Below are 14743 nucleotides of genomic sequence, written 5' to 3' on the forward strand. Positions count from 1 at the left end.
TCTATTCTTCAATAACTTTAGAAACTACTAAATAGCCATTTTTCTCTTTTGGGAAATTCTCTTTTATGATTTGTTTTTCTAAAGCAGAGCTTTCAATCACTTCATCATCCCTCAAATTATTTATAGATACGCAATTATTATGATTATGATCAAAGGGATTATTATTTGTTGCTTGTGCATTTTTAATTACATCAAATAACTTATTTACAGCCTCGGAAGGTTGTGCGCCTTTAATACTCGACAATACGTCGACTGTCATAATTTTACTCATGGTTTCATTTATTAGATTAATAAAAAAGCCTTCCGAATTCGGAAGGCTTTACATATTTTTAAACAATAACCTTCCAGTCCTAAAAATTAGGATTATTGAAATTATTATTGTTATTATTTCTTGTCATAGTACTCGTTCTATTGTCAAAGATAGATAGAATAAATTTACTAAACATCATTTTTTACTCGTGGAATATTTTTATTGTCATATTATTAAAAAACTTAAAATTAATTTATTAGTTCTACAATAATTATTCGTTTGGGCTTAATTCTTTACAGAATATTTTACAGCAAAAAGTAAGGAAAAATGATTTTATTCCTGTTCTGTCTATTAAATTGTAACCATATGAAACAGTAAAGGTTTCCATGGGCTAATATTTGTTAAACTGAAAAGTTTAAATATAAATAAGCTTTAGAGTAACCGTTAATATTAACTATGTTATTTACACTTTTGATGCTTGTTGACTGAAAATTTAATGAAAACAATCATTTTTGTATAGCTCCGTTTAATGATTATTGGATAGTTTTGTTATCTATTTCTTAATAGAGTTGTCCCGGTCTTTCTAAATAAAGTTTTAATGTTATAAAAGTAATATTAAGATAAAGGTTACACGCATATGATAGTGTGAAGTGATTGTTTACAAATTAATAATACTTTTTTGATAAAATCGGTATGAGATTTGTTGGGGTAATATCTTAATTAATGAAACAGACAATTAAATAGCCTCAAATTAGAACTTAGGACGATAATCTATGCTAACCAAAAGAATAAATAACTGGTTTACTCACTTTAAAAAATATTTTTTTACATATAAAGATGGCTTTTTTGAATTGAATTTTTTGATGAATTCACCAAAAGTAATGATTGAGAGTGTGAGGAGAATGCCGTTTATGAATTGTGATACAAAAAACCAAATCATAAAAAACGATAATCTTTTTTTTGAAGCAGACATGCATTATCAGGAGTTGGAAGAAGGTCTTTGGGTTATGTATGCTAAGGCATTTTATAAAACGAATGTATGTTTTAAAATGATATACGATGAGTATATACCTATTGAATATTATTCATTAAGCTATAATGTTTTAGAAAATAAGCTATTTAAAAAGAGACCAACTAATAGTGATATTAATTATACGAATGAAACATGGAGTTTGGTAAAACCCGCAACAACTTATGTGGATAGTCAATTAAAAGGAACAAAGGCAGAACATCTAACTATTTATTTTACAGAAAAGTGGTTAACTCGTAATATTTTTAGCGATTTAAGATTTAATAATAATAGTTTTAAGGATTTTTTTAATTCTAAAGACCAAACGCATATTGTATGGTCTGGAGATACCAATTTTGTTAATAATGAGTTTCATGATATTGCAAAAACTATTCTAGAAAAAGGGTATCAGGGTGTAGCCAATGTATTTGCTTTAAAGTTTAAAGTGTATAAATGTATTCAGGATTTGTTTTTAGAAGAAACTAAAAATATAAAGCTAAACCCCAATTTATCTAATGTAGCCCTTTTAAAGCAATTAAAAATTGAAAACTTTTTAAAGGAAAATCTGGAGGGCAAATTTGTTGGAATTGAGTATTTGTGTGGCAAATTTAAAATATCTCCAACAAAACTTAAGCATGATTTTAAGGAGGCTTATGGTGTGTCGTTGTTGCAATATTTTCAAAAAGCCCAAATGCGAAAAGCTAAAGATTTGATAGAAAATAAAGGTCATAAAATTAACGACATAGCTTTAAGATTTGGTTATGAAAAAGCTAGTAATTTTTCTAATGTGTTTTTAAAACACAATGGTAAATTGCCATCATTTTACAAGAAAAAATAGCGAAAAAACGTTTTAAGTTAAGGTAGATCTCTTTTCGATTTTAATCGAATTTACCAAACTATAAGCAGTCTTTTGTTTAGTAGCTGCCATGCTTTACAAGCAGTTGCATAGTTTTCTTCACTTTGTGAAAAATAATTAAAGAGAAATGTCCTTTTTGGGGGTTTTTAGTCTTTTTGGGGGGTATTTTAAATCATGGGCTTTATATCTTTGCACATTACATTAAGTTAAAACTATGGTGGATTTATTATGTTGTTTTATATAACATTTTAAATTATTATAATTTTAGGTAAGTTAAGTCCCAAAAAAAACTAATAATAAACCGTGGGGGTTAAAGATTTATTAGCTTTTTAAAGCCGTCATCTCATCGACGGCTTTTTTTATATTCAAACTTTAGTTTTTACCCTAATCTCAACAAGGGGAGTTTACATATAAAACGAAAAACGTCTGGTACATTTCAGATTATTAATCAGATTGTAAAGATCTTTAAAGCGGCTCCGAATAACTTTAACAAAATAGATGCTGGGCTTTTAAATAACAGTGTTTATTTTATGCTTGTTTTGTGTTAAAAGTTCTACAGCACACACAAAAACATTCAATAATGTCCTTTTTGGGTTGAGGTTAGTCTTTTTTGGGTTCAATAGTTAGAGGTTGGGTTTATATTTTTGACAAAAATTCAATTCAAATCACTATGAATGATGTAGGTATGGCTGTTGATCCTGATACACCATTAACAATAGTCAATAGTATGTTTAATACTTTATTGTTGTTTAAAACCGATTCCAATGTACCCGATAATAGTCTTTCTTCATATCAGACGGAAGATGTATGAAAAATAAAAGGTATAACAATATTAAAAATCAATGCCCCGCTAGAAAACGAGCTTGCATTTAACATGTGCCCCAACCCCAATAAGGTGGTTAAATGTTAGCTCAATGTTTTCTGGCCCTTATCAAATTATAATTAATTACGGCAGGTTGTAAAAACCTTTATGTAGTTCCTTGTAATTTTAATAAAATAGTTTAAGTAATGGGTTTTATATTGTTAAAGATACCTGACATACTGTAGTCCATACAAAGAAACTACTCGTTAGAAAGTAGTCCGCCCTATTTATTAATTTTAAAAGCTGCCGTTTTTGGTAGCTTTTTTTGCTTGAAGCGGTTTATACCAGTTTTAATTTAACTCGATTTAAAAACAGTCTAACTTTAACGATAAATGCACTAAAAATGTTACTTGTCGCCTTGAGTACCTCGACAATGCATAAACTAAAGTCGAAAGGTCATTAAAATCTACAAATTTAATAGGTTTAGACTTTAGCCTGTCTTGAGTACAGACGGAAGATTCAACCCTTTAGATGTGTTTAAGTTTTTGACATTCAATGTAATATCGTTGTAATTGCGTCGAGTAATTAAGTTAGAAATAGTATTGGGTGTTGTGAGTGTAGTTTGTATCTAAAATTTAAAAATTATAGGCTATTGGTCTTTTCGGGATATGTTGGTCTTTTTGGAGTGAAGTAATGGTCTGAGAGTTTATATTTTTGGCAAAATTTTAAAACTGAATTATTATGAGTAAAACAGTTTGGTAATCACTGATCATACAATTTACCGTTGGCAAACATTAAAAATGAAACATAAACAATTGAATATTTAACTAATGAAGCAAGTTTACACTTTTAGCTTAACTTTATTATTTTCATCTTTTTTAAGTTTAAATACCCAAAGTCTTTTAGGGGTAGATACTTCTATTGATTTGGCACATGCAGGATTTCAGAATGATTTTGTTTAAAACAGGAGTAGTTGGTTTTTATATAAAGCTTTTCGAACGGAGAGATTGATTAAGCTAATTTAACCAATAATTATATTTAATTAAGTAACCTTATTTTGTGTCATACTTATTATTGTAAATCCTTAAGTTTAAACACAAAAAAAGCTAGTAATTGTAATTTAAGTAGGTTTTCTTTTACTGGGCTTTTATGGCTGCTCGAATACGAGCAGCTTTTTTTATGAACCTTAATTTTCATTAAAACTTTACAGCTATAGACTAATAACGAAATGCCCTTTTGGAGGTGTTTGGCCTTTTTTGGGGTTTAAAAGAGAAACTAGGTTGTCTGTTTTTGATAAAGTTTTAAGCCCTAATAGCGATAACTTAACATGATTTTGCTTGTGAGCCATCTTTTTGCTATGGCAAGAAAGCTATTTGATAGACAAATCACAGGAAATATGTCTTTAGCTAACGCGGTTACATGCATTAAACCGAATGGATGCAAAATTATTAAGACATGGAGTTTTCTATTATAAATAATACCCAAAACGCTGTGTTCAACACAAAAAACTAGTGGTTAATAAAAAGTGATCTTAAACTTGTAAACTAGTTTTAAAAGCTGTCATATTATTGACGTCTTTTTTTGTTAAAAATAGGTCGTTTTTTTTATTTATACGATTAAAAAGATCTTGGTGTTAATTCAGAATATCGCTTTTAAAGGGCTTTATGTTTTTATGCGGGATTCAAAAGAAGAAAATAAGCTAAAATCTAATTTAAGGTGCTTTTCATGCGATTTAAGGCATTTTTAAGAAATTAACAATTGTTGATAATTATTGTATAAAGTCTCAGAAATGCTTTTTAAAGGGGGGATGATTTTGTATATTTGTTAGTAACCAAACAATGATGCCTTTGCATCATTTTTTTATGATTTGAAATCAAATATAAAGACAAAAATTTTATGAGCGAAGAAAATAAAAATCAATATTCGGCAGATAGTATTCAGGCTTTAGAAGGTATGGAGCATGTACGTATGCGTCCGTCCATGTATATTGGTGATGTTGGCGTACGTGGTTTACATCATTTGGTATACGAAGTTGTAGATAACTCTATAGATGAAGCGTTAGCAGGTCATTGTAACAACATTACCGTGACGATTAATGAGGATAATTCTATAACCACTGAAGATGATGGACGTGGTATCCCTGTAGATTTACATAAAAAAGAAGGGGTTTCTGCTCTTGAAGTTGTAATGACTAAAATTGGAGCAGGAGGTAAATTTGATAAGGATTCTTATAAAGTATCTGGAGGATTGCACGGTGTTGGTGTAAGTTGTGTAAATGCCCTATCGGAACATTTAAAAGCAACTGTTTATAGAGGAGGAAAGGTTTACGAACAAGAGTATGAGCGTGGAAAAACCTTGTATCCTGTTAAAACCATTGGAGATACCGATAAACGCGGAACTACGGTTACCTTTAAGCCAGATTCTACTATTTTTACCCAGACTTTAGAATATAGCTACGATACGTTAGCAAGTAGACTGCGTGAGTTAGCTTATTTAAATAAAGGTATTACTGTACATTTAGTAGATAAGAGAACTAAAACTGAAAATGGCGAATACGAAGGAGAAACATTTTATTCTGAAGAAGGGCTAAAGGAATTTATAAAATATCTGGATGCAACCAGAGAACCTTTAATGAAAGATGTTATAGCCTTTGAAGGAGAAAAGAATGATGTGCCAGTTGAGGTAGCGATGGTTTATAATACATCGTATGCAGAAAACTTACATTCTTATGTAAATAATATTAATACACACGAAGGAGGAACACATTTATCAGGTTTTCGTAGAGGTTTAACCCATACACTAAAAAAGTATGCCGACGAATCTGGTATGTTAGAAAAACTAAAGTTTGATATTTCTGGAGACGATTTCCGAGAAGGTCTAACAGCAATTGTTTCGGTAAAGGTTGCAGAACCTCAGTTTGAAGGACAAACCAAAACCAAGTTAGGAAACAGGGAAGTATCTGCAAGTGTTAGTCAAGCGGTTTCAGAAATGTTAACCGATTATTTAGAAGAGCACCCAGACGATGCGAAAACGATCGTTCAAAAGGTGATTTTAGCTGCACAAGCAAGACATGCGGCTCAAAAAGCCCGTGAAATGGTACAGCGTAAAACGGTGATGTCTATAGGAGGGTTGCCTGGAAAACTATCAGATTGTTCAGAGCAGGACCCTACTAAATGTGAAGTATTCCTTGTAGAGGGAGATTCGGCAGGTGGAACTGCAAAACAAGGTAGAGATCGTGCCTTTCAAGCTATTTTGCCACTTCGTGGTAAGATTTTGAATGTTGAGAAAGCTATGCAGCATAAAGTGTTCGAAAATGAAGAGATAAAAAACATTTTCACGGCACTGGGAGTAACTATTGGTACAGAAGAGGATAGTAAAGCGCTTAACTTATCAAAATTACGTTATCACAAAATTGTTATTATGTGTGATGCCGATATTGATGGTAGTCACATCGCAACCTTAATTTTAACCTTCTTCTTTAGATATATGAAGGAGTTAATAGAAAACGGTCATGTTTATATTGCTACTCCACCTTTATATTTAGTAAAGAAAGGTGCTAAAAAACAATATGCATGGACAGATAAAGAGCGTGATGGAATTATTTCAGAATTTGGAGAGAATTCTAAAATTCAACGATATAAAGGTCTTGGAGAGATGAACGCCGAACAACTTTGGGATACTACCATGAATCCGGAATTTAGAACCATGCGTTTAGTACAGATCGATAATGGTACCGAAGCCGATAGAATTTTCTCTATGCTTATGGGAGACGAAGTGCCACCACGTAGAGATTTTATTGAAAAGAATGCTATCTACGCAAATATAGATGCCTAAGAAGGCTTTGTAGATTAGTAATAAAGAGTTTGGTTTATAACTTGAATATAAGGAATAAGCCTAAAAAACAAGAGGTCTAAAAGTAATTTTAGACCTCTTGTTTCGTTTTAAAAGCAAACAGATCAAACCTTAGCGTTATATGAACATGGCTTACTTCCAAAAGAGAACCCCCAGATTTATAATCAGGTTTATTCAACAAAGCAATCTAAATTATACGTTTTTTAAGAGAAATAATAATAGGGTACAACCCAGATATCTATTAGTATTTGCCTTCATTTTCTGATAGAAATATCGTTCAAATGCATTTTTTTTCGACAAAAAGTTGTTTTGCGTAGTTTTTTTTATACTTTTGTTTCAACCAAATTTAATAAAAGGATGAAAAAAATAACCTTATTATGTTTACTATTTTTAGTAACTCATGTATCTCGTTCGCAAGAACTTGAAAGTATTTTACTTGCAGCTAGAGATGACGCAAACAAATTAACAGCAGCTTATATCAGTCCTGCAATGAAAGGGTTGATTTATGGCATGAATAGTGGATGGTATCATACTGCCAAAGCCCATAAAAAATTAGGTTTCGATATTACAATTGGTCTAAACGCTTCAATGGTTCCATCAAAAGATGAATTATTTGATATTGCAAGTTTGGGATTAACGAGTATAAACGCACCGGGATCTACTTTAACTCCAACAGTAGCTGGTTCAGGCGATGGTGTTATGTTAAATGTTGACGGAACCGTTCAAGGCCAAGTAGTAACAGCATCTTTTCAAATGCCCGAAGGTATAAATGATGATTTGCCTTTAGGAGCCGTACCAACGCCAACCATACAGGTGGGTGTAGGATTGCCTTATAAATTTGATGTTATGTTACGTGCCGTTCCTAAAGTAGGGAGCGACGATGTAAAAACTAGCCTTTTCGGGGTAGGTCTTAAAAAAGAAATAACCAGCATTTTTGGTCCCTTAGACAAATTGCCATTACACGTTTCATTATTAGGAGCATTTACTACTATGAACTTAGATTATGGTATTGACGGTAACACTATACCTGGACAGAACCAAAATGCAGAGTTCAAATTAAACTCATATACATTTCAAGCCATAGGTTCATTAAACTTTCCAGTTATTAATATTTATGGAGGACTTGGATATACCGGAGGTAGTTCAACATTAAAAATGTTAGGTACTTACGAGTTGCAATACGATAACATTCCAACTGTTATACCAGTAACAGACCCTATAAGCCTAGATTTTAATGCAGGTGGTTTTAGAACAACATTAGGTGTTAGACTAAGCCTAGGATTCTTTAAGCTTTTTGCAGATTATACCTTACAAGAGTATAATACATTATCTGCAGGAATGGCGTTTAGTTTTAGATAAAAAAACATAACTAAAGTCATTCAGCTTTAGTTAGTTTATATTTCGTAGTTAGTTTTAAAAGTACAGGATTTAATCCTGTACTTTTTTTATTTAAAGTATATTAATTCGTAGTTTTGCATGATCAAAATCATATAATAAAGGCTTTAAAATTGCGAGATTTGCATAGTAAAGTTTTATTAAGATTAGGAATAATTAACGGAGTTATAAATAACTTAAAAAAATAGAATAAATGAAAGTAACAGTTGTAGGAGCAGGAGCAGTAGGTGCCAGTTGTGCAGAATATATTGCTATCAAAGATTTTGCTTCAGAAGTCGTTTTATTAGATATTAAAGAGGGGTATGCAGAAGGAAAAGCCATGGATTTAATGCAATGTGCATCATTAAATGGTTTCGATACTAAAATTACTGGTGTAACAAACGATTACAGTAAAACTGCAAATAGTGACATTTGTGTAATTACTTCAGGAATTCCTCGTAAACCAGGTATGACTCGTGAAGAATTAATAGGAATTAACGCTGGTATTGTAAAAACAGTATCTACAAGCTTAATAGAGCACTCGCCAAATACTATTCTTATAGTAGTGAGTAACCCTATGGATACTATGACTTATTTAGCACATAAAGCAACTAACCTACCAAAAAACAGAATTATTGGTATGGGTGGTGCTTTAGATTCTGCTCGTTTTAAATACAGATTGGCTGAAGCTTTAGGAGCTCCTATTAGTGATGTAGATGGAATGGTTATTGGAGGCCATAGCGATGTTGGTATGGTGCCATTAACAAGCCATGCAACAAGAAACAGTGTTAGAGTATCTGAGTTTTTAAGTGAAGAACGATTAAATCAGGTAAAAGAAGATACAAAAGTAGGAGGTGCAACGCTTACCAAATTATTAGGAACTTCTGCGTGGTATGCACCAGGAGCAGCAGTTAGTGGTTTAGTACAAGCTATAGCTTGCGACCAGAAAAAAATGTTCCCATGTTCTACACTTTTAGAGGGGGAGTATGGTTTAAATGATATTTGTATTGGTGTGCCTGTTATTTTAGGTAAGAATGGTATAGAAAGTATTGTTGATGTACCACTTAGCGATGCCGAAAAAGCACATATGCAAACCAGTGCCGAAGGTGTTAGAAAAACAAATGGACTACTAGAGGTAGAAGTTTAAAAGTTTATTCTTTTTAAATATATTTGAGGCTACCAAAATTTGGTAGCCTCATTTAATTTATACCTTATGAAGATAACTTATGCCTATTTAATTTTTGCCTTGATTTTATTATCATGCGATGCTTTTAAAGAAAAGCATGAGCATTTGTTTATCTATGGATTTGAAAATAAAAAGACTTTTCCGCAGCAAGGCATATCCGAAACTATTCAAGTTTTAAAGAAAAGACTCGATGCATATGGAGTAAGCGATTTTGAAGTCAAGAGATATCAAGATAAAAATATAAGCGTAAAGATTAATGCGCATAATCTGGATAACGAAAGAGTTGATAGGTTACTTCTAAACCAAGGAAAACTTGAATTTTGGGAACTGCATATAGGGGAGGATTTTCATCCTTTTTTAGGAGAGGTTAATGATGAATTTGTCACTAAAGAAGATAATGATAGTCTCAAAATAAACCCATTGTTTGATAGGATCGTTGGAGTTGGTTATTCTGGAGGACCAGTGCTTTTTCGGTCAAAATCGGAAGATACGGCTGCAGTTAATTCATTATTGAAAAGAAACGAAATTAAATTTCATTTGCCTTCAGAGTTTAAAAACACGAAGTTTTTATGGGGAATCGCAGACAGTGATGGTTTCCATCCATTGTATGCCGCTAAATCCAATAGAGAAAATATGCCACCCCTTACCGGAGAATTTGTAAAAGAAGCACGTATGAATTATGATGTAGTTGGAAGACCATGTATTTCTATGGTTATGAATGAAGAAGGCGCTTTACGTTGGGAAAGAATCACAGGAAATGCATATAGGAATAATACATGTATTGCTGTGACCTTAAATAATTTGGTGCAATCTGCTCCAGGTGTTGTTTCTGGTCCGATAAAAGGAGGTAAAACAGAAATCTCTGGTAATTATACACTGGAAGAGGCTCAAGATTTGGCAATTATTTTAACGTCTCAGAAACATATTCCTAAGTTAAATCTATTGCAATATTCAAAAAGCAAAAAATAGTTTAATATCCAATAGTTTAAACAGATATTTATAAGTAAAGACAGTAGATATACTGTCTTTATTTTTTATATTTGGGGCTTAAAACATCCAAAGTACCATTTCAACAATAAAGAAACGGTTTTTGTGGTGTTAACCCTTTGAAAAATAATAGATAAACGCGCATGAAAGCGAAATGGTACTTTAGTACTTTAATTATAGCCCTTACATTATTGGGTGTTAGCCAGAAGCAAATTTCTGTACCAAATCAGGAAATTGTTATGGAGTTTATCTATGATGAGGTTACTACAGACGATGTTCAAAATGCGATTGCAGTTGTAAAGAAACAGTTGCAAACACTGGGGATAGATAATGTAAAAGTAGGTGAGAAGGCAGATGGAAGACTGAAAATTACATATTACAGCGATGTTAATGTAGACCATGTAAAAAGAGTACTTTCCAAAGAAAAGAATCTAGAACTAGATTACGCTTCACAGCAACAAGATAAAAAACACAATAAACTTCCAAACAACGAAAACACAAACGGTTATAACCTGAATGTGTATGAAATCCAAAAGGGTGCCGATAGCGATTCTAGCCTAAATGGAACCTATGTTGTAGAGTTAAAACATGAATATGATCGATCTTATAATCCTAATCTATACATAAGCATAATAGGTAGCGATGAAAAAGATCAAATTACAGAAGTAGCATATAGAGTTCGTAAAAATATTGCCATTGCAATAGATAATATGTCTCATTGTGTGCCAGATGTTAGGGCGGGGCCTTCTTTCATATAAATTCTTAAACCAATGCTTTTTACATAACTAATGGTTGCAAACCATTGAAAAAGAAACACACCGTTTAAAAAGCATTTCCCAAAAAATAATATATAATAAGATTGTTTTTAATAGAAAATCATAACAATCTTGTTTAAAACTATAAAAAACCATTGTCAAATTATGAGGTGAAATATATACTCACCCATATTTAAAAATTTGACTTAAATAATAGAATAATGCAAAATAAAGGACTAGTACAACTATTTGCTATTTTGTTCGGGTTGGTAAGTATTTACCAATTATCGTTTACATTTAAAGCAAATCGAATAGAGAGTAATGCCGAGGAGATGGCTATTAACAAAATTCCGGAATCGGAAGAAGATTATAGAGCCAAAAGAAGCCAAGAAGAGGTTGATTATTTAGAATCGATAGCAACCGATACTGTTTTTAATCTTGGTATAGCCAAGTTTACATATAACGAGGTTAAAGAAAAAGCAATGCCTTTAGGTTTAGACCTTAAAGGTGGGGTTAGTGTGACTTTACAAATATCTGTAAGAGATATTTTGGAAGGGTTGGCAAATAAAAGTAAAGACCCAGCATTCAATAAAGCGTTAGATGACGCTATCGAGCTTCAAAAAGATGCACAGGAATCATATTTAGAATCTTTTTTCAGAGCTTTCGATGCTGTTAAAGGAGATACGAAATTAGCATCACCAGATATTTTTTATACAAAAGATTTAGATGGTGAAATTAATAGTAATATGTCTGACGATGAGGTTAAGCAAGTTATTGAAAGAAAAGTAGATGAGTCTATCGTTTCTGCTTTTGAAGTATTACGTAAACGTATTGATGAATTTGGTGTAACACAACCAACCATTCAACGTCTTGGTAATTCTGGTCGTATTTTAGTTGAACTACCAGGTGTTAAAGATAAAGAACGTGCTATAAGATTACTACAAAATACGGCACAGTTGGAATTTTGGGATGCTTATAAAGGAGAACAGTTTTTTGGCTTTTTAGCACAAGCAAACAATCTTTTAAAAGAATCTGTTAAGCCTAAAGCTACGGAAACAGAACAAGAGCCTCAAGATGGAGAAAGTACAGATGAGGACAACATTGATGAACTTTTAGGAGATGCTACTACAGATTCTACAGCAGTAGATACAGAGGTTAATCCTATATTCGATTTATTAAAAGGACAAGGTTACCAAGGAGGTCCTATTATTGGAAGATTCGCACTTAAAGATAAAGCGACACTTTTAGATTACTTAAACAAACCAGAGGTAAAAGCTTTACTACCTGTAGAACAACGTTATGCTAAATTTGTTTTTGGGAAACCAGATAAGGATAGCGAAATAGTAGATTTATATGCCTTAGTAGGTAATAGAGATAATACACCACCTTTAAGTGGATCTGTTATTGTAGATGCTCGTAATCAATTTGGACCAGCAGGTAAGCCAGAAGTTTCAATGCAGATGAATGCAAAGGGAGCTAAGATCTGGGAAGCTATGACGGGTAAAGCATACAATCAGCAAAGCCAAATAGCAATTGTTTTAGACGATATTGTATACTCTGCACCAGGCGTTACAACGGGACCTATTGCAGGCGGTAACTCTTCAATTTCTGGAAACTTTACATTAAATGAAGCTGTCGATTTAGCAAACGTATTACGTGCAGGTAAATTACCAGCATCTGCAGATATTATTCAAAGTGAAGTCGTAGGACCATCTTTAGGACAAGAAGCTATTGATAGTGGTACAATGTCATTCTTAATCGCATTGGTATTAGTATTAATTTGGATGGTATTCTATTACGGTAAAGTTGGTGGCTTTGCAGATATTGCTATGCTATTAAACATTTTATTAATCTTTGGTATTCTATCTGGATTAGGAGCTGTATTAACGTTACCTGGTATTGCAGGTATCGTATTAACGATAGGTATGTCGGTGGATGCTAACGTACTTATATACGAGCGTGTTCGGGAAGAGTTAACCAAAGGAAAAGGGAAAAAAGAAGCTATTAAAGATGGTTTTGGTAATGCCTTGTCTTCTATTTTAGATGCGAATATTACAACAGGTTTAACAGCATTAATACTATTCATATTTGGTTCAGGACCAATTAAAGGATTTGCAACGACCTTATTAATTGGTATTGGTACATCGCTATTTACAGCTATTTTCATTACCAGATTGTTAATTGATTGGTATGCAAATAAAGAAGGTAGATTAGATTTTTCTACAACGCTTACAAAAAACCTTTTCAGAAATATAAATATCAAATTCCTTGAAAAGCGAAAAATAGCTTATATCATTTCAGGGACTTTTATTGTTGTAAGTTTAGGATCATTATTTACTAATAGCTTAGATCAAGGTGTAGATTTTGTTGGAGGTAGAACATATCAAGTACGTTTTGCTCAAGATGTAAGTGCTTCAGAAATTACAGGCGTATTATCTAAGCCAGATGTTTTTGGTAGCGCAGATGCAAAAACTTTTGGAGATGCAAACCAATTGAAAATCACAACCAAATTTCAAGTAAATGAAACGGGAGCAGAAGTTGATGAAGCAATTAGAGTATCATTATTTAATGCTTTACAACCATATTTAAACGGTATGTCTTACGAAGGTTTTATTAGTGATTCAGATACTAAGACTACTGGTTTAATGAAATCTTATAAAGTAAGTCCAACTATTGCAGATGATATTAAACAAGCATCATTCTGGGCGATTTTAGGATCTTTAATTGTAGTATTCCTTTATATCTTAATTCGTTTTAAAAGATGGCAATTCTCATTAGGTGCGGTTTCGGCAGTATTCCATGATGTATTAATTGTACTAGGTATATTCTCGTTAACTTATAAGTTTATGCCATTTAACATGGAAATAGATCAGGCATTTATTGCAGCTATTTTAACAGTTATTGGGTATTCGTTAAATGATACGGTGGTTGTGTTCGATAGAATTCGTGAATTCTTTAACGAGCATGGTAACTGGGAATTCAATCGTGTTGTAAACGTATCACTTAGCAGTACATTAAGTAGAACGTTAAATACCTCATTAACTACTTTAGTAGTATTATTGGCTATCTTTATTTTTGGTGGAGACTCAATTAGAGGCTTTATGTTTGCATTAATAGTAGGTGTTATAGTAGGTACTTATTCATCTTTGTTTATTGCAACACCAATCATGTATGATACAGTTCAAAAGCTAGAAGCAAAGAAAAAGCAATAAAACTAGCTTAAACAACATATTTTTCTTCATAATGAAAGCCCATCAACGTTTGTTGATGGGCTTCTTTATTTTGCTATTCAAAGGTTAGAGGCAAGTGTTTCTCAGGTGTGTATTTATGTGGTGTTTGTAGCGTAGTCCTATCTTTTTCTATAGATTTATCTTAACATTTAATTCATTTTACTGCCTTAAACAGGTAACGAAAAATTAACTTTAAACTGAGAGAAAATTATCTTATAACTATATGAAAAGTAGTATATTTGCAAAATAATAATAAGGCTAAAAACTTCATTGTAAAATTAATAAGAAGCACATGAATTTTTAGAACAAGATGGAATTGGAAATTATTTCATGAACGTAAAAAAAGAATAATAAACCCCTAATCTAAATTGTTTTATTTAATAAAAATAAAGAACTATTTAACTTAATCCACTAACAGGTTGTATCTAATTTCATTTCTGAG

The 14743-nt window shown here is 32.1% G+C and carries 10 protein-coding genes; 9 read left to right on the forward strand and 1 reads right to left on the reverse strand.

Translation table 11 applies throughout. The features are described 5' to 3' along the window. Nucleotide 1 precedes the first annotated feature (1 nt). Nucleotides 2-271 (reverse strand): hypothetical protein, encoded by a 270-nt coding sequence (locus tag C1H87_RS17570; RefSeq protein WP_199769303.1) that lies wholly within the window; start codon nt 269-271, stop codon nt 2-4. 890 nt (nt 272-1161) lie between these two features. Between C1H87_RS17570 and C1H87_RS17575 the strand changes: the two genes are divergently transcribed. The 9 genes from C1H87_RS17575 to secDF all read left to right on the forward strand — a co-directional run bounded on the left by C1H87_RS17575 (nt 1162) and on the right by secDF (nt 14283). Further along, complete coding sequence (locus tag C1H87_RS17575; protein ID WP_158655264.1) at nt 1162-2097, forward strand: helix-turn-helix domain-containing protein; 936 nt, start codon at nt 1162-1164, stop codon at nt 2095-2097. Between the two features lie 688 nt (nt 2098-2785). Next, nucleotides 2786-2926 carry a hypothetical protein gene (locus tag C1H87_RS23360; protein ID WP_158655265.1) on the forward strand — a complete coding sequence of 47 codons (141 nt, stop codon included), beginning with the start codon at nt 2786-2788 and terminating at the stop codon, nt 2924-2926. A gap of 821 nt (nt 2927-3747) precedes the next feature. Then, on the forward strand, nt 3748-3879 hold the full coding sequence (locus C1H87_RS23670) for a hypothetical protein (protein WP_262497878.1): 132 nt from the start codon (nt 3748-3750) through the stop codon (nt 3877-3879). Between the two features lie 934 nt (nt 3880-4813). Next, the gene (gene gyrB, locus C1H87_RS17580) at nt 4814-6751 is read left to right on the forward strand and encodes a DNA topoisomerase (ATP-hydrolyzing) subunit B (RefSeq protein ID WP_102757069.1); all 1938 of its coding nucleotides are present in this window, start codon (nt 4814-4816) and stop codon (nt 6749-6751) included. Between the two features lie 375 nt (nt 6752-7126). After that, complete coding sequence (locus C1H87_RS17585; protein WP_102757070.1) at nt 7127-8128, forward strand: DUF6588 family protein; 1002 nt, start codon at nt 7127-7129, stop codon at nt 8126-8128. A 229-nt stretch (nt 8129-8357) separates the two neighbouring features. After that, on the forward strand, nt 8358-9290 hold the full coding sequence (mdh, locus tag C1H87_RS17590) for a malate dehydrogenase (RefSeq protein WP_102757071.1): 933 nt from the start codon (nt 8358-8360) through the stop codon (nt 9288-9290). Between the two features lie 66 nt (nt 9291-9356). After that, complete coding sequence (locus C1H87_RS17595; protein WP_102757072.1) at nt 9357-10298, forward strand: SecDF P1 head subdomain-containing protein; 942 nt, start codon at nt 9357-9359, stop codon at nt 10296-10298. Between the two features lie 161 nt (nt 10299-10459). After that, complete coding sequence (locus C1H87_RS17600) at nt 10460-11074, forward strand: hypothetical protein (RefSeq protein WP_102757073.1); 615 nt, start codon at nt 10460-10462, stop codon at nt 11072-11074. Between the two features lie 218 nt (nt 11075-11292). Then, nucleotides 11293-14283: a protein translocase subunit SecDF gene (gene secDF, locus C1H87_RS17605; RefSeq protein WP_102757074.1), complete on the forward strand. Its 2991-nt coding sequence runs from the start codon at nt 11293-11295 to the stop codon at nt 14281-14283. Nucleotides 14284-14743 lie beyond the last annotated feature (460 nt).

It is taken from the genome of Flavivirga eckloniae, assembly GCF_002886045.1.
In the GTDB taxonomy this organism is placed as follows: domain Bacteria; phylum Bacteroidota; class Bacteroidia; order Flavobacteriales; family Flavobacteriaceae; genus Flavivirga; species Flavivirga eckloniae.

What these genes read in the sequence shown, in the direction of transcription:
- C1H87_RS17600 (WP_102757073.1), top strand. Translation starts at nt 10,460, where the DNA reads ATGAAAGCGAAATGGTACTTTAGTACTTTAATTATAGCCCTTACATTA.
- C1H87_RS17570 (WP_199769303.1), bottom strand. Translation starts at nt 271, where the DNA reads ATGAGTAAAATTATGACAGTCGACGTATTGTCGAGTATTAAAGGCGCA.
- gyrB (WP_102757069.1), top strand. Translation starts at nt 4,814, where the DNA reads ATGAGCGAAGAAAATAAAAATCAATATTCGGCAGATAGTATTCAGGCT.
- C1H87_RS17575 (WP_158655264.1), top strand. Translation starts at nt 1,162, where the DNA reads ATGAATTGTGATACAAAAAACCAAATCATAAAAAACGATAATCTTTTT.
- C1H87_RS17585 (WP_102757070.1), top strand. Translation starts at nt 7,127, where the DNA reads ATGAAAAAAATAACCTTATTATGTTTACTATTTTTAGTAACTCATGTA.
- C1H87_RS17595 (WP_102757072.1), top strand. Translation starts at nt 9,357, where the DNA reads ATGAAGATAACTTATGCCTATTTAATTTTTGCCTTGATTTTATTATCA.
- mdh (WP_102757071.1), top strand. Translation starts at nt 8,358, where the DNA reads ATGAAAGTAACAGTTGTAGGAGCAGGAGCAGTAGGTGCCAGTTGTGCA.
- secDF (WP_102757074.1), top strand. Translation starts at nt 11,293, where the DNA reads ATGCAAAATAAAGGACTAGTACAACTATTTGCTATTTTGTTCGGGTTG.
- C1H87_RS23360 (WP_158655265.1), top strand. Translation starts at nt 2,786, where the DNA reads ATGAATGATGTAGGTATGGCTGTTGATCCTGATACACCATTAACAATA.
- C1H87_RS23670 (WP_262497878.1), top strand. Translation starts at nt 3,748, where the DNA reads ATGAAGCAAGTTTACACTTTTAGCTTAACTTTATTATTTTCATCTTTT.